This is a genomic window from Bradyrhizobium sp. USDA 326 (assembly GCF_049739485.1).
Lineage (GTDB): Bacteria > Pseudomonadota > Alphaproteobacteria > Rhizobiales > Xanthobacteraceae > Bradyrhizobium.
In genome coordinates, this window is sequence record NZ_JBMGQA010000001.1 from 5,670,022 (window position 1) to 5,689,473 (window position 19,452).

The 19,452-nt window shown below is 65.9% G+C and carries 19 protein-coding genes; 5 read left to right on the forward strand and 14 right to left on the reverse strand.

Translation table 11 applies throughout. The annotated features are described in order from the left end of the window. Positions 1-3: 3 nt before the first annotated feature. On the reverse strand, positions 4-729 hold the full coding sequence (locus tag ABIG06_RS26575; protein WP_370139206.1) for a GntR family transcriptional regulator: 726 nt from the start codon (positions 727-729) through the stop codon (positions 4-6). Between the two features lie 181 nt (positions 730-910). On the opposite strand from ABIG06_RS26575, the gene ABIG06_RS26580 reads away from it, so the two are divergent. From ABIG06_RS26580 to hydA, 5 genes are read left to right on the forward strand one after another with little or no spacing between them, the layout of a single operon-like run. Continuing rightward, positions 911-1,915 carry an ABC transporter substrate-binding protein gene (locus tag ABIG06_RS26580; RefSeq protein WP_370139207.1) on the forward strand — a complete coding sequence of 335 codons (1,005 nt, stop codon included), beginning with the start codon at positions 911-913 and terminating at the stop codon, positions 1,913-1,915. Then, entirely contained in the window at positions 1,899-2,750 is an 852-nt protein-coding gene (locus ABIG06_RS26585; RefSeq protein ID WP_135170818.1) for an ABC transporter permease, read from the forward strand. The genes ABIG06_RS26580 and ABIG06_RS26585 overlap by 17 nt, the downstream gene beginning before the upstream one ends. Next, positions 2,750-3,526 (forward strand): ABC transporter ATP-binding protein, encoded by a 777-nt coding sequence (locus ABIG06_RS26590; RefSeq protein WP_370139208.1) that lies wholly within the window; start codon positions 2,750-2,752, stop codon positions 3,524-3,526. The genes ABIG06_RS26585 and ABIG06_RS26590 overlap by 1 nt, the downstream gene beginning before the upstream one ends. A gap of 9 nt (positions 3,527-3,535) precedes the next feature. Continuing rightward, on the forward strand, positions 3,536-4,267 hold the full coding sequence (locus ABIG06_RS26595; RefSeq protein WP_370139209.1) for a maleate cis-trans isomerase family protein: 732 nt from the start codon (positions 3,536-3,538) through the stop codon (positions 4,265-4,267). Beyond that, complete coding sequence (hydA, locus tag ABIG06_RS26600; RefSeq protein ID WP_370139210.1) at positions 4,228-5,688, forward strand: dihydropyrimidinase; 1,461 nt, start codon at positions 4,228-4,230, stop codon at positions 5,686-5,688. The genes ABIG06_RS26595 and hydA overlap by 40 nt, the downstream gene beginning before the upstream one ends. Before the next feature lie 11 nt (positions 5,689-5,699). On the opposite strand, the gene ABIG06_RS26605 is transcribed toward hydA, so the two are convergent. The 13 genes from ABIG06_RS26605 to ABIG06_RS26665 are packed head-to-tail and all read right to left on the reverse strand — an operon-like array spanning position 5,700 to position 19,431. Continuing rightward, complete coding sequence (locus ABIG06_RS26605) at positions 5,700-6,326, reverse strand: FMN-dependent NADH-azoreductase (RefSeq protein WP_370139211.1); 627 nt, start codon at positions 6,324-6,326, stop codon at positions 5,700-5,702. A 3-nt stretch (positions 6,327-6,329) separates the two neighbouring features. Then, positions 6,330-7,904, reverse strand: coding sequence for an isochorismatase family protein (locus ABIG06_RS26610; protein WP_370139212.1), 1,575 nt, complete (start codon positions 7,902-7,904; stop codon positions 6,330-6,332). Positions 7,905-7,922: 18 nt separating this feature from the next. Then, positions 7,923-8,771 (reverse strand): MBL fold metallo-hydrolase, encoded by an 849-nt coding sequence (locus tag ABIG06_RS26615; RefSeq protein ID WP_370139213.1) that lies wholly within the window; start codon positions 8,769-8,771, stop codon positions 7,923-7,925. A gap of 30 nt (positions 8,772-8,801) precedes the next feature. After that, positions 8,802-9,686 carry an amidohydrolase family protein gene (locus ABIG06_RS26620; RefSeq protein WP_370139214.1) on the reverse strand — a complete coding sequence of 295 codons (885 nt, stop codon included), beginning with the start codon at positions 9,684-9,686 and terminating at the stop codon, positions 8,802-8,804. Then, complete coding sequence (locus ABIG06_RS26625; protein ID WP_370139215.1) at positions 9,683-10,801, reverse strand: vWA domain-containing protein; 1,119 nt, start codon at positions 10,799-10,801, stop codon at positions 9,683-9,685. The genes ABIG06_RS26620 and ABIG06_RS26625 overlap by 4 nt, the downstream gene beginning before the upstream one ends. Next, positions 10,798-11,679, reverse strand: coding sequence for an AAA family ATPase (locus tag ABIG06_RS26630; protein WP_370139216.1), 882 nt, complete (start codon positions 11,677-11,679; stop codon positions 10,798-10,800). Before ABIG06_RS26630 ends, ABIG06_RS26625 begins: the two co-directional genes overlap by 4 nt. 11 nt (positions 11,680-11,690) lie before the next feature. Further along, positions 11,691-12,713, reverse strand: coding sequence for a xanthine dehydrogenase family protein molybdopterin-binding subunit (locus ABIG06_RS26635; protein ID WP_370139217.1), 1,023 nt, complete (start codon positions 12,711-12,713; stop codon positions 11,691-11,693). Beyond that, positions 12,714-14,306, reverse strand: coding sequence for a xanthine dehydrogenase family protein molybdopterin-binding subunit (locus ABIG06_RS26640; RefSeq protein WP_370139218.1), 1,593 nt, complete (start codon positions 14,304-14,306; stop codon positions 12,714-12,716). Positions 14,307-14,315: 9 nt separating this feature from the next. Further along, positions 14,316-14,792, reverse strand: coding sequence for a (2Fe-2S)-binding protein (locus ABIG06_RS26645; RefSeq protein WP_124158554.1), 477 nt, complete (start codon positions 14,790-14,792; stop codon positions 14,316-14,318). Positions 14,793-14,798: 6 nt separating this feature from the next. After that, positions 14,799-15,617 (reverse strand): FAD binding domain-containing protein, encoded by an 819-nt coding sequence (locus ABIG06_RS26650; RefSeq protein ID WP_370139219.1) that lies wholly within the window; start codon positions 15,615-15,617, stop codon positions 14,799-14,801. Position 15,618: 1 nt separating this feature from the next. Then, positions 15,619-16,062, reverse strand: a complete 444-nt coding sequence (locus tag ABIG06_RS26655; protein ID WP_124158556.1) for an SRPBCC family protein — start codon at positions 16,060-16,062, stop codon at positions 15,619-15,621. A gap of 2 nt (positions 16,063-16,064) precedes the next feature. After that, positions 16,065-16,502 (reverse strand): SRPBCC family protein, encoded by a 438-nt coding sequence (locus ABIG06_RS26660; protein ID WP_061882131.1) that lies wholly within the window; start codon positions 16,500-16,502, stop codon positions 16,065-16,067. A gap of 10 nt (positions 16,503-16,512) precedes the next feature. Further along, complete coding sequence (locus tag ABIG06_RS26665; RefSeq protein ID WP_370139220.1) at positions 16,513-19,431, reverse strand: flotillin family protein; 2,919 nt, start codon at positions 19,429-19,431, stop codon at positions 16,513-16,515. Between the last annotated feature and the right edge of the window lie 21 nt (positions 19,432-19,452).

Consider the following 19,452-nt stretch of genomic DNA (forward strand, 5'->3'; position numbering starts at 1 on the left):
GGTTCAGGCCGCCGTCCGCTTGGTTTGGGAGGCGGCGAGGACCTCGAGCAGGGCCGTGCCGGTGCGCGCGACATGCGCGCCGAGCAGGCGGCCGGCCACTTCGCCGTCGCGCGCTTCGAGGGCGGCCAGGATATCGGCGTGCTCCTCGACGGAATTGCTCCAGCGGCGATCGGCGCCGAGGGCGAGATATCGCGCGCGCTCGGCCCGGGAGATCAGCGTTTCGTGGGCTTCCCGCAGTGGCGTGTTGCGGGCCATGCGGACGATGGTGTTGTGGATCTCGCCGTTGATGGCGAAATAGTCGTCCAGCTTGCCGCTGCGGTGATGACCCTCCATGCGGGCCTGAAGCGTGCGCAGGCGGGCGAGGTCGCGCTCCGTCGCGCGCTCCGCAGCGAGCTCGGCGGCGAGCCGCTCGATACCGGCGAGCGCCTCGAACAATTCCGAGATGTCGTCCGCCGCGATATCGGCAATGCGCGGGCTGCGGTTGGGGCGAAGCTCGATCAAGCCCTCCGCGGCAAGTACTTTCATGGCCTCACGCAAGGGGGTGCGCGACACGCCGAGCTCCTTCGACAGCCAAGTCTCCTGGGTCTGCGAACCCGGCGGCAGTTCGCCGCGAATGATCATCGTCCGCATCCGCGCCGCGGCACGCTCGTGCAGGCCCATCCGCTTGAGTTTGGGCGACTTTCGTCCCTTCGGCGCTTCCGGTTTTGGCTCCACGCATGCCTCGCTCATCACGTTGATCTTAGCCGTTTCCGGCTCCTTTGCTTGCCCAAATTATCGACGTATCTCGCTGAAAACAATGTCATAGCGCGCAAATTGTATGCAGCATGCAGAAAGTGGATTGCGTTGCGGCGAAGCGCGGCGGATGATCGTGCGAACGCGCGAATATCGCGCCTTCGAAGCGGAGTAAGCGATGCGGACGAGTTTGCGACTGGGCCTGGTGGCAATGGCGGCAATGCTGGGCGGAAGCGATCTCGCCTCGGCGCAGACGGCGAAGATCAAGCTCGGCTACGCCAAATGCGCGCACTGCCTGCCGATGTCGCTGATCCCAGGCATGGCCAAAGGCGTCGAGGTCGAGGCCACCGGCTTCAACTCGGGGAATGACGTTCTCACCGCCTTGATATCGAAGAGTATCGACGTCGCGCAGGTCACATATCTCCATTACATCACCGCGCTCGACAAAGGCTTTGATGTCGTCGCCGTGTCCGGACAGATCAATGGCGGCTCGGAATGCCTGTCCTCCGTGAAGCTGAGCCTGCCGCCCGAGGACTGGGCCACGTTCAAGGCGACCGTTGCGAAGGCGAAGAGCGACGGCCAGCCGCTGAAGGTTGCGGCCTCCCGCGGCAACGCGCAGGACATCCACATGCGCGGGGCGTTCCTCAAGCAGGGCGTTGATCCCAACAAGGACGTTCAGTTCATCAACATTCCCAATCCCTCCGATCATCTCGCAGCACTCCAGCGCGGCGAGGTCGACATGATCTGTTCGGTCGAGCCGTTTGCATCGCAGATCCGGCTCGCCGGTGCCGGCAAGCACTTCATGTTGCCGTATGAACAGGCCGCAGGCAATTTGACCAATTTGATCGTCACCCGCTCCGACGTGATCGCGGGCCAGCGCGCCGGCGTCCAGGGCGTTGTCAGCGCCGTGGTCGAACTCGACAACAAGCTGATCGCCGACAAGGCGCCGTGGGTCGACGTCATCAACAAGCTCACCGGTCTCGACAAGACGGTCGCGACGGAGGCGCTGAAAAATGCCTCGCCCGATCCTGCGATCCATCGTTCGCAGACGCTGGCGATCGCGGCGATGATGCGCGACCTCAAATACATCTCGAAAGACGTCTCCGCAGAAGCGCAGAAGAACATGGACTATTCGTTCCTGGAGCAGGCTACGGGAAAATCCAAGAATGACCTCGGTTACTGACGTCTCGCCCGCAAGGCCGGCGTTTCGGCTGACGCGAGCGTTCCAGGGACTCGAACGCCTCGTCGTCCCCGCGCTGCTGATCGCGGGCTGGGAGGCGTTTGCCCGCAGTGGCATGCTTCCGCCCGCGCTGCTGCCAGCGCCGAGTGCGGTGCTGCATGCGCTCGGCGACTGGGTGTTCGGCTTCGACGAGACCACGCAGACCTACTCCGGCCATTGGCTGCGCGATGCGCTCGCCAGCGCTCTTCGCGTCTTTGGCGGCTTTGCATTGGCAAGCCTGCTCGGTATCCTTGCCGGGGTCGCGATCGGCTGGTCCCGGCTGTTCGAGAAGACGCTGGAGCCGACACTGCAGATGTTGCGCCCGATCCCGCCGGTGTCCTGGATTCCCCTCGCGATCATCTGGTTCGGGATCGCCGACAAACCGGCCATCTTCCTTGTCTTCCTCGGCGCATTCTTTCCGGTGCTGATGAACAGCATCCATGGCGTCAAGACTGTGGACCACAATCTCGTGCGGGCCGGCGCGATGATGGGCGCGAACGGACGGCAGATGCTGACAGACATCGTGCTGCCGGCGGCGCTGCCCTCGATCTTCGCTGGTCTGCGCATTGCGGTCGGATCGGCCTGGATGCTGACGGTCACGGCCGAGATGGTCGCGGTGAAGAGCGGCCTCGGCTACGTGCTCTGGGATTCCTACTACTTCCTGCGCTACGACATCGTGCTCGCGGCGATGATATCAATCGGGCTGCTCGGCTATCTCTCCGACCTCGGCCTCAAGGCGATCATGGCGCGCACGCTACGTTGGCAGCAGACAACCACCGTTCAGGGCAGGGCGGGCTGATGGCGGCAATCGAGCTTCGCAACATCGTCAAGGTATTCTCCGACAAGCGGCGCGGCCGCGACCTGCTGACGCTCGACAACATCAACCTCGACATTGAGGCCAATGATTTCGTCTGCCTGCTCGGCCCGTCGGGCTGCGGCAAGTCGACCCTCCTCAACATCATCGCCGGCTTCGAGCAGGCGACCTCCGGCCGCACGCTGGTGGATGGCAAGCAAGTAGAGCGGCCCGGTTCGGACCGCGGCGTGGTGTTCCAGCAGCCGACCCTGATGCCGTGGCTGACGGCCATCGACAACATCGCCTTCCATCTCAAGCTCAAGGGCGTCGCCAAATCCGAGCGGCACCACCGTGCCATGGAGTTCATCGATCTCGTCGGCCTGCGCGGTTTCGAGCATCATCATCCCGCCGAAATGTCGGGCGGCATGAATCAGCGCGTCGGCATCGCCCGCGCACTGTTGATGAACCCGAGCGTGATCCTGATGGACGAGCCGTTCGCGGCGCTGGACGCCCAGACCAAGCTCGAAATGCAGGAGGAGCTGGTCGCGATTTGGCAGAAGCGCCGCTGCACCATCGTGTTCGTCACCCACAGTGTCGACGAGGCGCTGGTGCTCGGCAACAAGATCGTAGTGATGACCAGGCGGCCGGGCCGGATCCGCGAGGCTGTCAACTTCGACCTGCCGCGCCCGCGCGACATCACCAGCCCGGAGTTCAACGACGCCAAGCGCCACATCCTGGCTTTGATCCGGGAGGAGTCGACGCGGCTTGCGCAGGCGTCGTAAGGTATCGCCATGCGCAAACGCCTCGGCATGATCACTCCGTCCTCCAACTCGGTGCTGGAACCCGTCACCAGCGCCATGCTGGCCGACGCTCCTGGCGTCACTGCGCATTTCTCGCGCTTCCGCGTCACGGAGATTGCCCTCGACGCCGCCGCACTGAACCAGTTCGATGCATCGATGATGCTTCCGGCAGCGGATTTGCTGGCGGATGCCAAGGTTGACGCCATCGCCTGGAACGGCACTTCCGCGAGCTGGCTCGGGATCAACCGCGACAGAAGCCTGTGTGAGGCAATCACGGCGCGCACGGGTGTCCCGGCGACAACGTCCACGCTCGCCTGCATCGACGCCGTCCGTGCGCTCGGCGCCAAACGTGTCGGACTGGTCTCGCCCTATACCGATGACGTGCAGCGACGGATCGCCGGTGTCTGGGCTGGGGAGGGTATCGTTCCGCACGCGGAGCGGCATCTCGGCCTGCGCGACAATTTCTCCTTCGGCGAGGTTGAGCCGGCGACGATCGCCGACATGATCCGCTCGGTCGTGGCTGACGGTGCCGATGCCGTCGTCATCCTCTGCACCAATCTCGACGGAGCCGGGCTGGCCCTCTCGCTCGAACGTGAATTGAACATCGCCGTGCTGGATTCGGTGGCGGTCACGTTGTGGCGGATCCTCGGCCTCGCCGGCGGTGACAACACGGTCCTTGAGCGATGGGGCCGGATCTTCCAGACAGTGCCGGTCATCAACTGACGGAGAGTCATGTGACGCAGCTTGATCTCGCCATTCGCGGCGGCACCATCGTGACGGCCAGCGACGAATTCCGCGCCGATATCGGCATTCGCGACGGCCGTATCGTCAGCATTGCCGACAGCATCGAGGGCGCGGCACGAGAGATCGATGCGACGGGATTGCTTGCGCTGCCGGGCGGCATCGACAGCCACGTCCACATCTCCCAACCGTCGGGCCCCGACGTGGTGATGGCCGACGACTTTGCCTCTGCGACGCGCGCGGCGGCGGCCGGTGGCAACACCATGGTGCTGCCCTTCGCGCTGCAGGAGAAAGGCACCTCGCTGCGCAGCTGTGTCGAGAACTATCGCAAGCTCGCCGAAGGTGAGTGCTACATCGACACGGCCTTCCATCTCATCATCTCCGATCCGACTGCCGTGGTGCTCGGGCAGGAGCTGCCGGCGCTGGTCAAGGACGGCTACACCTCGTTCAAGGTGTTCATGACCTATGACGACCTCGTGCTCAGCGACAAGCAGCTGCTCGAAGTGTTCGACGTCGCGCGCCGCGAGGAGGCGCTGGTCATGGTCCATTGCGAGGGCTACGACGCCATCCGTTTCCTGACGAGCAAGCTGGAGCGCGAAGGTCATATCGCGCCGTACTATCACGGCACCTCACGGCCGCAGGCGGTCGAGCGCGAGGCGACGCACCGTGCCATCAGCCATGCCGAGGTGATCGGCGTTCCCATCATGATCGTGCACGTCTCCGGACGCGAGGCGATGGAGCAGGTACGCTGGGCCCAGCAGCGCGGCTTGCCGGTGCATGCGGAAACCTGCCCGCAATACATCACGTTGACGGCCGAAGACATGAAGGGCCTGAATATGGACATATCAGGCGCGAAATATGTCTGCTCGCCGCCGCCGCGCGACGTCGAGAGCCAGGAGGCGATCTGGGAGGGCATCACGTCGAGCGTGTTCCAGACCTTCTCGTCCGATCACTGCCCGTTCCGCTACGACGATCCCAGGGGCAAGCTGACGCCGAGCGCCCGCACCTCGTTCCGCTGGGTGCCGAACGGCATCCCCGGCGTGGAGACGCGGCTGCCGATCCTGTTCTCCGAGGGCGTCTCGAAGGGGCGCATCACGTTGCAAAAGTTCGTCGAGCTGACGGCGACCAATCACGCCCGCATCTACGGCCTTTATCCGCGCAAGGGCTCGATCGGCGTCGGTTTCGATGCCGATATCGTTCTCTGGGATCCCAAGTTGAAGAAGCCGATCCGGCAAGCGGATCTGCATCACGGCTCGGACTATACGCCCTGGGAAGGTTTCGAGGTCACGGGATGGCCGGTGACGACGATCGCGAGGGGAGAGGTGGTCTGCAGCCACGGCCGGATCGTCGGCGTTAAGGGTGCAGGCCAGGTGCTGAGCCGGGGCAAGTCGAGCCTGATCTGATCCAACGCGCCTCAAAAGGTCGCGGCCATTGCAGCGAGCCGTAGATAGGCCCTTTCGCGGGCAGCATCGATCGGCGCTTGCGGTCCGGTGGTTGGACCGATCGGCACGAAACGGACATCGCTGATTCCGATGAAGCGCAGGATTTCACGCAAGTAGGGCGTTGCCATGTCGGTGCGGCCGCTGTTCATGCCGGTGGCAAAATCGCTGCCGCTGGCGATGATGACCAGCGTCGGCCGATCGGCCAGCAGCGGGAGATATCCCTCTGAGGGATCGAACCTGAAGGTGAGCCCGGGCTGGACGATGATGTCGAACCACTGCTTGAGCTTGTAGGGAAGGCCGAAGTTCCACATCGGGGTCGAGATCAGCACCCGGTCGGCGAGCGAGAAGCGCAGTGCCATTCGCTCGGCCTCCGCGAAGCTCTGACGTTGCGCCTCGGTGAAGGCCTGAGCCTTCATGCGTGCGTATTTGGCTTCGACGATGGGGCCTGCAAATTCCGGCATCCGCTCACGCCAGAGGTCCACGACATCGACGTCCCAATCCGGTCGAGCCTGACGGAAGTTGTCGAGGAAAACGCGCGCGCCGGCTGTCGACTCGGACTCGGCGCGTGGCGAGCAGGACAGGTGCAGGAGCTTTGCCACCGCTCATCCCAGCGCTCTGATCACGGTGTCGGCCCTGGTCACCACCGCGACGTTTTGCATTGCAAAGTTGATCGAGGCATTGTGCCAGTCGGCATTCATGGTCGAGCAGCAATCCTCCGGCACGATCATGTAATAGCCCTTGTCGGCACCGGTGCGCGCGGTGTGCTCGACCGACATGTTGGTCCACGCGCCGGTATTGATGATCATGTCGCGGCCGGTGGCCTTCAGGATCGTTTCCAGCCGCGTGCCTTCCCAGGCGCTCATCCGCATCTTCTCGACGACGAAGTCGCCGGGCCGTGGCTCGAGACCGGAGACGGGCGCCGCGCCCCAGCTTCCACGCACCATCGCCTTGCTGTCGACGAGCCCCTCGAACAAGGGCGCATTCAGCGTAACGCCCGGCGCGCCGGGCTCGACGACGAACCAGACGTGGATGACGGCGACGCCGCGCGCGCGTGCGGCTTCCGCCAGGCGCCGCACATTCTCCACGACATGCTGTTGCTTGGCATGACCCGGCGCGCCCGACTCGGCGAAAGCGCCTCCGTCCATGATAACGTCGTTCTGGAGATCCTGGATGATCATGGCGCAGCGCTGCGGATCGAGCCGCATCTCGCCCTCGGCGAGAATGGGCGCGGCCGGCGCGGAGCTCGACGTTACGCCGTAGCCAGCGCGCCGGCCGCTCATATATGGCTCCTGCCGCGGACCGACCTTGGTCGGGATCGCATAGACCGAATGCGTCGCGGTCAGATAGAGCGTGCGGAAATCCGGCCCGCCCCAGGCGAGGTTGGCGACCAGCTCCGGCACGCGCAGCTTGCCCAGCAGTTCGCCACGCGGCGAATAGACCCAGACGCCGCCGGGGGCGGTGACCCAGACATTGCCGTGCTGATCGCACTTCATGCCGTCGGGCAGGCCCGCCTCGAGCTCGGACTTGATGCCGCTCGCAAACACCCGCGCATTGGCCAGCGAACCGTCTGCGTTGACGTCGAAGACGCGGATCAGAGCCTGCACGGTGTCGTTGACATAGAGCAGCCTCTCGTCCGGCGAGAAGCACAAGCCGTTGGGCTGATCGAAGAGGTGACGGTCTACCAAGAGCTTCGGCTCGCCGCCGGGCACCACGCGATAGACGCCTTGAAAGCCGAGCTGGCGCGGCCGCTCGACACCATAAACCGGCATGCGGCCATACCAGGGATCGGAGAAATAGATCGCGCCGGACGAATGCACGCAGACGTCGTTGGGGCTGTTGAGCTCCTGGCCGCCGACATGCGAGGCGAGCACCTCGCGCCGTCCGTCGGAGCGTTCGCGCACCAGAGACGAGGTCGCGTGCTCGCAGACAATCAAATTGAGTTCGGCGTCATAGGTCATCCCGTTGCATTTGTTCGCGGGGCGCTTGACCTCGACGACGCCGCGCCGCGCATCCCAGCGCCGCCGCACGTCGGCCGGCATGTCCGAGAACAGCAGATAGTGATCGACCGGATGCCAGATCGGCCCCTCCGTGAAGTCGAAGCCGGTGCCGACCTGTGCCACCGGCGCATAGGGGTCGATCAGGGTCTCGAACTCGCTTCGCAACGTCACATACGTCATAGGCCAAACCTCGACACATCAAGCCGGGAACCAGCTGCGCTCGGGCAGCGATTGCACGATTGGGCCGGGGACTTGATCGTGCAGACGCCCCACGACATTGCCGCCTTCGATCTTGGCGGGACGGTCGTGGACCGGGAGCAGATAGCGCGAGCTGCTCAGCAGCTTCTTAATCGCCGCCTTTTCCGCGCGCTTGCTGGTGCCGTGGTTGCCGGTGGTGCGCGGCTCCCAATCGTGGATTTCATGGAAAGGCGTGACGATCTGGTCGTTGAAGTCGTAGATCACGTCGCCGCAGATGGTGGCGATGCCGTCGGCGGTCTCGACGATGATGTTCATCGAGCCCTCGGTATGCGCGTTGGCGGCGTCGCAATAGACGCCGGGCATCAGCTCGATCGGTCCGGTGATTTCGAGATCCAGGAAGCGCAGCGCACTCTTGGTGTGCAGGCGGTCGATCAGGTGCTTGATGTCGGGCGCCGGGTATTGCGGATGCATCAGGCCGGAGACGGAATATTCGAGCTCCTTGCGGTTGAGGACTACAGTCGTGTTCATCGGAAACAGATCGTCCTTGCCGGCGTGGTCGATGTGCAGATGGGTGTGGCAGACGAAGCGGACGTCGCCCATGCGCACGCCGTGGCGCGCGAGCTGGTTCTCGATCATGTTCTCGTGGTACTGGAGCCCCCGCATGCCCAGGGTCTCCATGATCTGGTTGGAGCGATAGCCGGTGTCGACCACGACCGGATATTTTCCGCCGAGGATCAAAAAGCCGAGGGTGAGGACGCGGCGGGTGCGGCCGCAGTCGCGGCCGAGCACCAGGAAGCTCGATTCAAGCTCGATATCGCCGTAGTCCAGGATCTTGATCTCCAGCGCCATTCGGTTTCCTCCTGTCTCGATTCTTGTCCGTCAAAGCCGGTAGACGCGCGCCGCAGTGGCGCTGAAGATCGCGGTTTGTTGCGCGGAACTCAGCGACGCCGCAGCCGCGCGGAACGCGTCGATCAGCTCGCGATAGCTGGTCCACAATTTCTCGATCGGGAAATTCGAGCCGAACAGGCAGCGCTCGGCGCCGAAGATCGCGACGGTGTCGGTGAGCACGGCGGCGATGTGCGCGGGATCGTTGCGATGGATGAACGTGCCGAGCCCGGACAGCTTGGAGACCACGTTCGGGCAGGCCGCGAGCCGGGCCATCCCGGCGCGCCAGGCCGCGCGCCCCGCCGGCGACGGGTCTTCGAGCATGCCGGCGTGCTGGAGGATGAACGTTACGCCGGGACAGGAGTCAGCGAGCTGCGCAGCATCCGGCATCTGCGGCGTGAAGACCTGCAGGTCGAAGCTCCAGCCGTAATCGGAAAGACGCGCGACGTTGCGACGGATCACGGGATCGGCGCAGAGATCCGGACGCGCTGCGAAGCGATAGAGCGGGTTCTCGTGCCAATGCAGCTGCATGCGCACGCCGCGCAGCAACGGATAGCGCTTGAGGCGGTCGAGCTGTGGGCGGACGTTGTCGGCCGCGAAATTGGCGTAGGCGACGATGGCGTGCGGCCAGCCGTGTTCGTCGGCCGTGCGCTGGAGCCAGGCTGCCTCCTCCTCGAAATGCTCAGGCGCCCAGTTGGTCTGCACATAGACGGAACGGGTGACGCCGCTGTCCTTGAGATCGTCGAGATACTCCTGGATCGGATAGTCGCGCCGGATCGGCTCGTACGGTCCGAAGATGCGGGGCTGCATGGGGCCGGTCAGCCAGGGCAGATCGGCCTGCCGCCAGATGTGATGATGGCCGTCGACAATATTGTTCACGCAGCTCTCCTTCCCAGTGCCAGGACGTGGGCGACGATCGAGGCGCTCGACCCGCCGTCCACGAGATCGTCGACGAAGCGTTCGATCGCGACCAGTGCTTCGGTCTGTGGACGGAAGTCGGGGCCCGTCGCGAGCGGCGTCAGCCAGCTCAGGCGCCACGCCCGCCGCGATAGCTTCGCGACGGCGTCGCGAAGGGCGTCCGGCTCGCCGCGCTCGAGCCCGTCTGATACGATGACTAGGGCGGCGCCGCGGGCGTAGCCGCCGAAGCGTGGGACCGCAAGGAACGCTTGCAGCGCGTCGCCGATCCGGGTGCCGCCGTCCCAGTCGCTGACCAGATGGGCCGCGGCGCTCAGCGCCTGCTCGCGCCGCTTCAGCCGCAGCGCGCGCGTGACACGGGTCAGCCGCGTGCCGAAGGTGAAGACCTCGACATTGGGCGCGGCCTGCACCAGCGCATGTGCAAGCTTCATGTTCTCCTCGGTGCGGCTTTTCATCGAGCCGGAGACGTCGATCAGCAGCAAGACCTTGCGCGGCCGTTGCCGCCGCTTCATGTGGCCGAGGCGCAGGATCTCGCCGTCGCTACGGACGCTGTCGCGCAACGTGCGGCGGAGGTCGGCGAAGGGGCCGCGGCGCGCCCGCATGCGGCGGTGCCTGCGCCGCCGCGGCAGGCGCCGCGGCGCCTCGCGTGCCAGGCGTCGAAGGGCATCGGTTGTGGAGAGCTGCGCGAAGCGGCGCTCGACCAGCGCCTCGGTGCGCGATGCGGTCAGGCCGGACTCGTTGGCCTCATCGGAGAGCAGGGGCTCCTCCTCGCCGCGGCCTTCCTCCTGGAGCGGGACGGTCTCGTCGTCCTCGCCGTCTTCGGCGTGCGCGATCGCCTCGCTGCCGCGGAAATGAAGGTCGAACAGCCGATCGAAGGTGGCGCGGCGCTCGGGCGGCGGGGCAAGGGTGGCGAGCGCAGATTGCTTGATGTCCTCGAGCATGCGTGGCCCCAGCAAGGCGATCGCGGTAAGGAATGCGGTCGTCTGCTCCGGCGCCACGGCGAAGCCGTTGGCGCGCAGCAGCGCGACGAAGGAAACGAAGATGCGAACAGCGCGCGGGAGCTGCAGCTCGGTGCTCATGAGGTGGCCTCCGCCAGCATGGCATCGAGCCGGGGCGCGATGAAGTGCAGATCCTCTTCGTCCTTCAGCGCCACGCCGATCGAACGTTTGAAGGCATCAGGCCAGCGGGCGCCGCCCTTGTTGAGGAGGGTCGCGGCCTCCGCCCAGTCGACGGCTTCGGCGATGCCGGGCGCCTTGCTCAGCGGTTCGCGCCGCAATTTCTCGACGGCCGCGACGACGGCGTGGGCCGTGGCTTCGGCGACGCTGGATGCGCGCATCATGATAATGCGCGCCTCCCGCTCGGCGCTGGGATAGTCGATCCAGTGATAGACGCAGCGACGACGCAAGGCTTCGTGCAGATCGCGGGTCCGGTTCGAGGTGAGCACGACGACCGGCCGCTCGGCGGCGCGGACCGTTCCGCGCTCGGGAATGGAGATCTGGAAATCGGAGAGGAATTCGAGCAGGAAGGCCTCGAACTCCTGGTCGGCGCGGTCGATTTCGTCGATCAGCAGCACGGTGAAATCGGGCGCGCGCAGCGCGGCCAGCATCGGCCGCTCGATCAGGAACGACTCGCCATAGATGTCGATGCTCTCATCGCCGGCCTGACGGATCGCCAGCATCTGGCGCGGATAGTTCCACTCGTAGAGCGCGGCAGACGCGTCGATGCCCTCATAGCATTGCAGGCGGATCAGGCGACGGCCGAGCACGGCGGCTATTGCCTTTGCCGCCTCCGTCTTGCCGACGCCGGGCGCGCCTTCCAGCAGCAGCGGCTTGCCGAGGGCGAGGCTGAGATAGGCGGCGGTCGCAAGGCCCTCGTCGGCGAGGTAATAGGCTGCCCGAAGCGCCTTCTCCAGCGCCTCGGGACTGTCGATGCCGACGATGTTGCTGCGAACCGCCACGGGTATATCCTCTAGCGCCGCGCCTGCGGCCGCGCGCCGCCCTGGGCCTTGATCGCGCGCAGCACCTTTTCCGGCGTGATCGGCAGGTCGTCGATGCGCACGCCGACGGCGTTGAAGATCGCGTTCGCTACCGCCGGCAGCACCGGGTTGGCGCACATCTCGCCGGGGCCTTTTCCTCCGAACGGACCGTCAGGGGCGGGACGCTCCAGCACGGCGATATCGTGGGGGCAGATGTCGCCGGGACCGGGCATCAGATATTCGACGAAATCGCGCGGGCCGTGGACGGGATCGGGATAGTATGGCTCCGGCGTCTCGTAGAGCGCGTGGCTGACGCCCATCCAGGCGCCGCCGACGAGCTGCTGCTCGACCAGTCGTGGATTGAGCGCGCGGCCGAGCTCGTAGGCGGAGTCCATTCGGACCATCGCGACCTCGCCGGTCTCGTCATCGACCTCGACCTCGGCGACGAGGCAGGCATGGGCATAGCAGGTTGCCGGCGACATCTCGCCGGTCTCAGGATTGACGTCCGACAGCGGCACCAGGAAGATGCCGCGGCCGGAGATGGTTTTGCCTTGCTTGAACTGCGCGGCGATGGCGACGTCCTTGGTCGAGATCGAACGGTGCGGCGCGCCCTTGACGTGGATGTTGCCGCGCCCGTCGGTCTCGAGATCGGCGGCGTTGACCTCGAGCTCCTCGGCGGCCGCCTCCATCATCACGCCGCGCGCCTCTCGTGCGGCCGCCATCACGGCGTTGCCGACGCGGTGGGTGCCGCGGGAGGCGAACGAGCCCATACAATGCGGGCCGGTGTCGGAGTCCGCCGTGTCGACATAGACGTCCTCGACGGGAACGCCGAGCGTTTCGGCGCAGATCTGCCGCGTCACCGACTTCATGCCCTGGCCGAGATCGATCGACGACAGCGCCACGGTGAACTTGCCGCTGGGGTTGGAATGCACCAGCGCCTGGCTCGGATCGCCGCCGAGATTCATGCCGATGGGATAATTGATCGACGCCGTGCCGCGTCCGCGATGCCGGGTCATCTAGCGCCTCCTGGTGCCGAACACGGATGAGAAACGGGTCGCGCCATGCGATGGCGCGGCCGGGCGCGGCGGGGGAGGTGGCGGCGCCGGCGGCGGTGGCTCGCGCGGCGGCTCCCGCGTTGCGGTCATCGGCGCGCGATCATAGCTCGTGCGCTGCTGCGCAGGCGCGGCCGGCCGCGCCCGGGACTCCGTCGGTGTCGGCGGGATGACGGCGCGGCTGCCGCCGCCGTCCTTGCGCGAGGATGCGCGCCTGAACTCGTCGCGGATCGGCCATTTGGCCTTCTCGGCCGCAACCTGCACGCACTCGATCAGCGCCGTGTTCTTGGCCTCGCGCCGGTGCGCCTTCATGTCGCCGTCGCGATAGGCGTTGAGAATCCGGAACTCCATCGGGTCCATGCCGACGAGGTTTGCCAGCTTGTCCATCTGGCATTCGATGGCGAAGTCCATCGCGGTGACGCCGAAGCCGCGCATGGCGGTCGCCGGCGTCCGGTTGGTGAAGACGCAATAGACGTCGCCATAGACGTTCGGGATGGTGTAGGGGCCCGGCAGGTGCGCGGCGCATTTTACGGCGGCATAGCTGGAGAGCCGCGTATAGGCGCCGCTGTCGAAATAGGCGCGGATCTTGCGCGCGACGATGCGGCCGTCGCGCATGACGCCGTCCTTGATGTAGATGCGCTCGGCGCCACGCGGCGGGCCGTATTGCATCTCCTCCTCGCGCCCGAATACGTAGCGGACGGGACGTCCGGTCAGCATCGCGCCGAGGATCGCAAGCGGCTCGGTCAGCGTATCCACCTTGCCGCCAAAGCCGCCGCCGACCGTGCCGCCGATGAAGTGGAAGGTGTTGGAGGGCACGTCCAGGATTTTGGCGCAGGTGTCGACGGAGAAGAACAGCGCCTGCGTCGAGGTGTAGACGACGTAGCGGCCGTTGGTGTCGGGCGCGGCGATAGCGCCGTTGGTCTCTGTCGGCGCATGCTCGATCGGCGACATCTGGTAGCGCTGCTCGAGCACGTGGTCGGCGGTTGCGAGCGCGGCATCAGCGTCGCCAAAGCGCAGGCGCTGGTGATCGTAAACGTCGTGATAGATGAAGGCGTTCTTCGGATAGGTCTCGTTGACGACTGGCGCACCTGGCTTCAGCGCATCCTCGACATCGAACACGGTCGGCAGCGGCTCGTAGTCGATCCTGACCTTCGCGATCGCCTCGAACGCCTCGCGTTCGCTGTCGGCGACGATGGCGAGGATCGGCTCACCCTTGTAGCGGACCTTGTCGACGGCGAGTGACGGCTCGTCGTCCTTGCCGAAGTTGATCAGGCTGAGCAGCGTGTTGAGGTTGCGCGGCACGTCCGCGCCGCGGATGATCCGGCGGACGCCGGCCGAGCGCTCGGCCTCGGTGGTATCGATGCGGCGCAGCCTTGCATGGGCCTGGGTCGAACGAACGACCTTCAGATGCAGCATGCCTTGGAGCTTGTGATCGCCAAAATAGCTGGACGTGCCCGTGATGTGGCCGAGCATGTCCTGCCGCTGCGTGCCCTTGCCGATTTCCTTCAGGTTATCGTCACGTTCGTCGGCGAAGATGTCCTTGCGCAGTTCCAGCATGGTCTGACCTCAGGCGCTGGCCCGGCCGCCTGCGGCGGCGAGGATGGCATTGATGATCGGCTCGTAGCCGGTGCAACGGCAGATGTTGCCGGAGATCGCCTCGATGACGTCGGCCCGGCTCGGGGCGGAATTGCGGTCGAGCAGCGCCTTCGCGGCCATCAGCATGCCCGGCGTGCAATAGCCGCATTGGGCGGCGAAATTTTCGGCGAAGGCGCGTTGCAGCGGATGCAGGTTCGGGCCCTGCTTCATGCCGTCGAGCGTCTCGACCGAGCGGCCCGCGACGGTCTCGGCGAGCGTCAGGCAGGAGAGGTGAAGCTCGCCGTCGATCAGCACGCTGCACGTGCCGCAGCCCCCCTGGCCGCAGCCGAACTTCGGAGTCATATCGCCGATCAGCTCGCGCAGGGCGACGAGCAAATTGGTGCCGCCGTCGACGAAGATCGCGACGTCGCGGCCGTTGTGGCGAAATTGCAAGGGGATTTTTGTCATGGCCAGTTATTCCTGTTCCGCTAGCAGGCGCCGCAAATACACGCCGACGATCTCGCGGCGATACCAGGCGCTGCCGAGCGCGTTGTCGGATGGCGATGTTCCTTCCGTAGCGGCGGAGGCCGCGGCAGCGATGGTCGCCGCGTCCAGCGAGCGTCCCTCCAGCGTGCGCTCGGCCGCTCGGGCGCGGATCGGGGTCGGCGCCATCGAGCCCAGCGCAATTCGCGCACCCGCGATCCGCCCGCCGCTGACCGGCAGATGCGCGGCGAGCGTGATCACCGAGCCGCCCTTCGGCTTGATGCGCGCGATCTTGCGATATCGGAAAGCCTCGCTGCTGGCCGGCCGCGTACAGGACACCGACAGCACCAAAGTTCCGGCCTGGCGCTCGCGCCCCTGCAAGAATTCCTCGATCGGAATATCGCGCGAGCCGAAGCCGCCTTGCACCGCAATAGTGGCATCCAGCGCCAGCAGTGCCACGGTGAAATCGCCGTAAGGGTTCGTCGCGAACAGATTGCCGCCGACCGTGCCCATGTTGCGGACGGCGGGACCGCCGATCGAGCGGGCGGGAGCGTGCAGAAAGGCGAGGTCGCGTTCGGCGAGAACGCGCGCGAAAGTGACACCGGCGCCCAGCGTCACCCGTGGACCCGACACATCGATCCGTGTCAGCGCCTGGTCCCGCGCGCGGACGATCGTCGAGATCGAGACGTCGCCTTCGTTCAGAGCCCGCATCACCAGCGTGCCGCCGCCGAGATAGCGCGCAGCGCGGTCCGAGGCCAGCGCTCCGGCTGCCTCGCTCGCATTCGCAAAGGTCTTTACTGTTACGGCCATGCTATGCGGCCTCCTTCAGATGTCGGCGGATCGCCTCGAATCCTGCCTGATAGATGTCTTCGGCGACCATATGGGTGATGCGGTCTTTGTCCTCGGGCCTGGTGGTGAATCGCGACTCCCAATGCCAGAAAGTGCGGTCGCCGTCGGTGACCGGGAGCAAACGGACATGGGCGACATAGTTGAACATCGGGATCGGCGTATCGAGCAGGCAATAGCTGAAGGTCTGCTCGAGGTCGGACAGCGCCAGCAGCTGCTCACGCAGCTCCGAGCCGTCCTTGAGCTTGAAACGTCTGACGCAGCCGATCTTGTCGGCGGATTGCGCGCGTTCGATCGAGGAGGTCGCAACCGCCGGGTGCCAGCGGTCGTGCCCGTTGAAATCGCGCAGCACGTCCCACACCGCGTCGGTCGGTGCGTCCAGGATCGTGCTCTTGACGATATGCGGCACGGCTAACCTCCGAACACACGCTTCAGCGCGTCGAAGCCGCCCTGGAACACACCGCCGCCGATGTTGCTGACGAGCTCGGTCTCCCGTTCCGGCGCGCAGTCGAATTCCGCGGTCCATTCCACAAAGGTCTGGTCGCCGTCGGTGACGGGCGTCAGGCGCAGGGTGGCGACGTAGTTCTCGACGCCCATCGGCGATTCCAGGATCGAGTAGGTGCAGAACATGTCGTAGTCGGAGAGGCCGAGCAGCTTCTCGCGGATGCGGTCGCCGTTGCGCAGGCGGAAATCCCTGACACAGCCGATCTTGTCCGAGGGCTCACCGCCCTCGATCCGGCTTTCGGCGATGGCCGGATGCCAGTTCGGCAGGCCATTGAAATCACGCACTCGCGCCCAGACGCGGTCGTTGCGGGCGTTGACGACGGTGGAGACGTAGACGCGGGCCATCGCTCAAACCTCAGCTCTTCTTCCGCGGCCCGCGCTCGACCGGCGGCTCGCCGCCCTCGCTCGCAGGCGGAGCGGCCGCCGGCTTCTCACCGCCACCGCCAGCACCTCCGCCGCTCTTGCGTGCGGCATCCTTGATGCCCTGCATGTCGCGGGCCTCGCGGATCAGCCCCGGCATCTTTGCCAGGCTGCCGCCCTCGACGCCGATGTCCGACAGGATGGAATCGATCAGCGGCGCCTGGACGCGGTAGCGTAGCGCCGAGTCGATCACCTCGTCGGTGGCGCTGCGGCCGCCGTTGCCGTTGCCGTGACCGTTGCCGTTGAGGCCGTCGACCTGGAGGATGCGGATGCCCTCGATCTTCTCCATCGGCTTGACGCTCTCGCGCACGATGCCCTCGATACGGTCGAGCAGCTTTCTGCGGAACAGCGAGTAGCGCGCCTGGTCGGTCAGCACGTTCTCGGCCTCGTTCAGCATGCGCTGCGCTTCGGCTTCGACCGCGGCGCGCACGCGCTCGGCTTCGGCGGCGATGCGGGTCTCCTCCGCCTGCTTCTCCGCCAGCAGGACCTCCACTGTCTTGCGCCGCCTGGCGATCTCGCTCTCGCGGGCGGTGACGACGCGCTCGGCCGCCTCGGTCGCGCGCATCCGGGCTTCCTCGGCAGAGGCCTTGGCTGCGGACTCTTCCAGGGATTTGGTGTGGATGGCGATAGCCTTCTCCATCAGCACCGTCTCGACGTCCTTCTCGCGGTTGACTTCGAGCTTGCGCAGCTCGCGTTCACGTCCGATGCGAGCCTCGTCAAGGCCGCGATCGGACGCGATGCGGGCGCGCTCGACCTCCTCGCGGGAGGCGATCTCGGCTTCCTGGAGCGACTGGACGCGGGCGACCTCCAGCTGCTCGATCGCGCGCCGCCGCTCGATCCGGGCAGCTTCCAGCGCCTGCTCGCGCGAGACGTCGGTGGTCTCGACCTCCTTGCGGGCGACGATCTCGGCCTGCTTGACCTGCCGGTCGGCATCGATCCGTTCGGAGCGCTTGGTGGAGAGGGCGATGACACGATCCTCGTCCGCGATCTCGATCGCCTTCTTCTGCTCGATGTTGAGCACCTCGCGCTTCTTGGAGGAGTTGATGCGCTCGGCTTCGAGTGCCAGATCGACGGTGATGCGCTGGCGCTCGATGGCATCGCGCCGCTTCAGCTCGGCGGCTTCGAGGACACCGGTCCGCTCGATTTCGAGCGCGCGGGTTTCGCGTTCGGCCTGGATGCGCTCGGCCGCAACTGCCTTCTCCTGGGCGATGCGCGCCGCCTCGATCGCCTCGCGGGAAGCGATGTCGGCTTCCTCGACGGCGCGGTTGCGGGCGATCTCCAGCGAGCGCACGCGCTCCTCCTGGGCGATGCGCGAGGCTTCCGTGGTCTCGCGCGCGGCGATGCCGGCGACATCAAGGGCCTGATTGCGCTCGATCTCCAGCTGCCGCGTGTTCTGCTCGGCGGCGATGCGCTCGGCGGCGAGCGTCCGCTCCCGCGCAATGCGGGCGGCCTCGACCGCGCGCTGCGCCTCGATCTCGGCCTCCTGGATGGTCCGGACCTGCTGGATCTCAAGCGCGCGCGTGCGTTCATCCGAGGAGATGCGCTCGACATTGACGGTCATGGTCTGGGCGATGCGGGCCTTCTCGGTCGCCTGGCGCGCGGCGATCTCGGCCTCGTCGACGGCACGCGTGCGCTCGATCTCGCGGCGCCTTGTCTCTTCCTCGTTGGCGATACGAGCGTCGGTGACGACCCGGTCCTGCTGGATACGGGCCTTCTCGATGGCCTCGCGTGCGGCGATCTCGGCTTCCTCGACGGTGCGCATCCGCTCGATCTCGCGCTGGCGAACCTCGCTTTCCGACGTGATGCGGGTGGTGTCGATAGAGCGCTGGTTGGCGATCCGGGTCTTCTCGATCTCCTCGCGGGCCAGCAGCTCCTTTTCCTCGATGGTGCGGGTCCGCTCGATCTCCCTCTGGCGGGTCTCGCGCTCCGAGGCGATGCGGGCTTCCGCAATCGCCTGGTCATTGGCGATGCGGGCGCGCTCGATGGCCTCGCGGGCCGAGATCTGGGCTTGTTCGGCCTCGGTCTCGCGCAGGGCCCGTTCGCGGGCGACTTCGGTGCGCTGGAGCGCGCGGCGCATCTCGATGTCGCGCTCCTGCTCCAGGCGCGCGGTCTCGCTCTCCCGCTCGATCTCCAGCGCCTGCCGCTCGGCCTCCAGATTGCGGGCGCGGATCTTGATCATCGAGTCCTGCTCGATGTCGTTGCGCAGCTTCCGCTTGGCCTCGATGTCCTGCATCAGCTGGGTCAGGCCTTCGGCGTCGAACCGGTTCGAGGGATTGAAAAATTCCAGATCGGTCTGATCGAGATCGGTGATGGCGACGGATTCCAGCTCGAGGCCATTCTGGGCGAGGGCCTCGGCGGCATTCGTCTTGACCCGCGCGACATAATCGCCGCGCTGTTCGTGCATTTCTTCCATGGTCATCTCGGAGGCGACCGAGCGGATCGCGGAGATGAACTTGCCGGCCAGCAGCGCATGGAGTTGCCCCGGCTCCATGGTGCGACGTCCGAGCGTTGCCGCGGCGATCGAGACGGCCTCGCGGGTCGGTTGCACCCGGACGTAGAAGTCCGCCTCGATGTCGACGCGCATGCGGTCGCGGGTGATCACGGCATCCTGCTTCGAACGCACGATGCCCATCGGCAGCACGTTCATGTTGACGGGCGTATAATCGTGGATGAACGGCAGCACGAAGGCGCCGCCATTGATCACCACGCGTTCGCCGAGAAAGCCGGTGCGGACGAACGATGTCTCCTTGGAGGAGCGGTGGTAGAGCCAGTTCACGATATAGACGCCAACCACGATCACGATGATCGCGACGATCAGCCAGAGGATCAATTCACCGACCAACATCCCTGACATCTTTCCCTCCCTCGAACCTCT

What these genes read in the sequence shown, in the direction of transcription:
- ABIG06_RS26590 (WP_370139208.1), top strand. Translation starts at nt 2,750, where the DNA reads ATGGCGGCAATCGAGCTTCGCAACATCGTCAAGGTATTCTCCGACAAG.
- ABIG06_RS26585 (WP_135170818.1), top strand. Translation starts at nt 1,899, where the DNA reads ATGACCTCGGTTACTGACGTCTCGCCCGCAAGGCCGGCGTTTCGGCTG.
- ABIG06_RS26660 (WP_061882131.1), bottom strand. Translation starts at nt 16,502, where the DNA reads ATGGCCCGCGTCTACGTCTCCACCGTCGTCAACGCCCGCAACGACCGC.
- ABIG06_RS26595 (WP_370139209.1), top strand. Translation starts at nt 3,536, where the DNA reads ATGCGCAAACGCCTCGGCATGATCACTCCGTCCTCCAACTCGGTGCTG.
- ABIG06_RS26635 (WP_370139217.1), bottom strand. Translation starts at nt 12,713, where the DNA reads ATGACCCGGCATCGCGGACGCGGCACGGCGTCGATCAATTATCCCATC.
- ABIG06_RS26650 (WP_370139219.1), bottom strand. Translation starts at nt 15,617, where the DNA reads ATGGCCGTAACAGTAAAGACCTTTGCGAATGCGAGCGAGGCAGCCGGA.
- ABIG06_RS26645 (WP_124158554.1), bottom strand. Translation starts at nt 14,792, where the DNA reads ATGACAAAAATCCCCTTGCAATTTCGCCACAACGGCCGCGACGTCGCG.
- ABIG06_RS26665 (WP_370139220.1), bottom strand. Translation starts at nt 19,431, where the DNA reads ATGTCAGGGATGTTGGTCGGTGAATTGATCCTCTGGCTGATCGTCGCG.
- ABIG06_RS26640 (WP_370139218.1), bottom strand. Translation starts at nt 14,306, where the DNA reads ATGCTGGAACTGCGCAAGGACATCTTCGCCGACGAACGTGACGATAAC.
- ABIG06_RS26580 (WP_370139207.1), top strand. Translation starts at nt 911, where the DNA reads ATGCGGACGAGTTTGCGACTGGGCCTGGTGGCAATGGCGGCAATGCTG.
- ABIG06_RS26615 (WP_370139213.1), bottom strand. Translation starts at nt 8,771, where the DNA reads ATGGCGCTGGAGATCAAGATCCTGGACTACGGCGATATCGAGCTTGAA.
- hydA (WP_370139210.1), top strand. Translation starts at nt 4,228, where the DNA reads ATGGGGCCGGATCTTCCAGACAGTGCCGGTCATCAACTGACGGAGAGT.
- ABIG06_RS26625 (WP_370139215.1), bottom strand. Translation starts at nt 10,801, where the DNA reads ATGAGCACCGAGCTGCAGCTCCCGCGCGCTGTTCGCATCTTCGTTTCC.
- ABIG06_RS26575 (WP_370139206.1), bottom strand. Translation starts at nt 729, where the DNA reads ATGAGCGAGGCATGCGTGGAGCCAAAACCGGAAGCGCCGAAGGGACGA.
- ABIG06_RS26610 (WP_370139212.1), bottom strand. Translation starts at nt 7,904, where the DNA reads ATGACGTATGTGACGTTGCGAAGCGAGTTCGAGACCCTGATCGACCCC.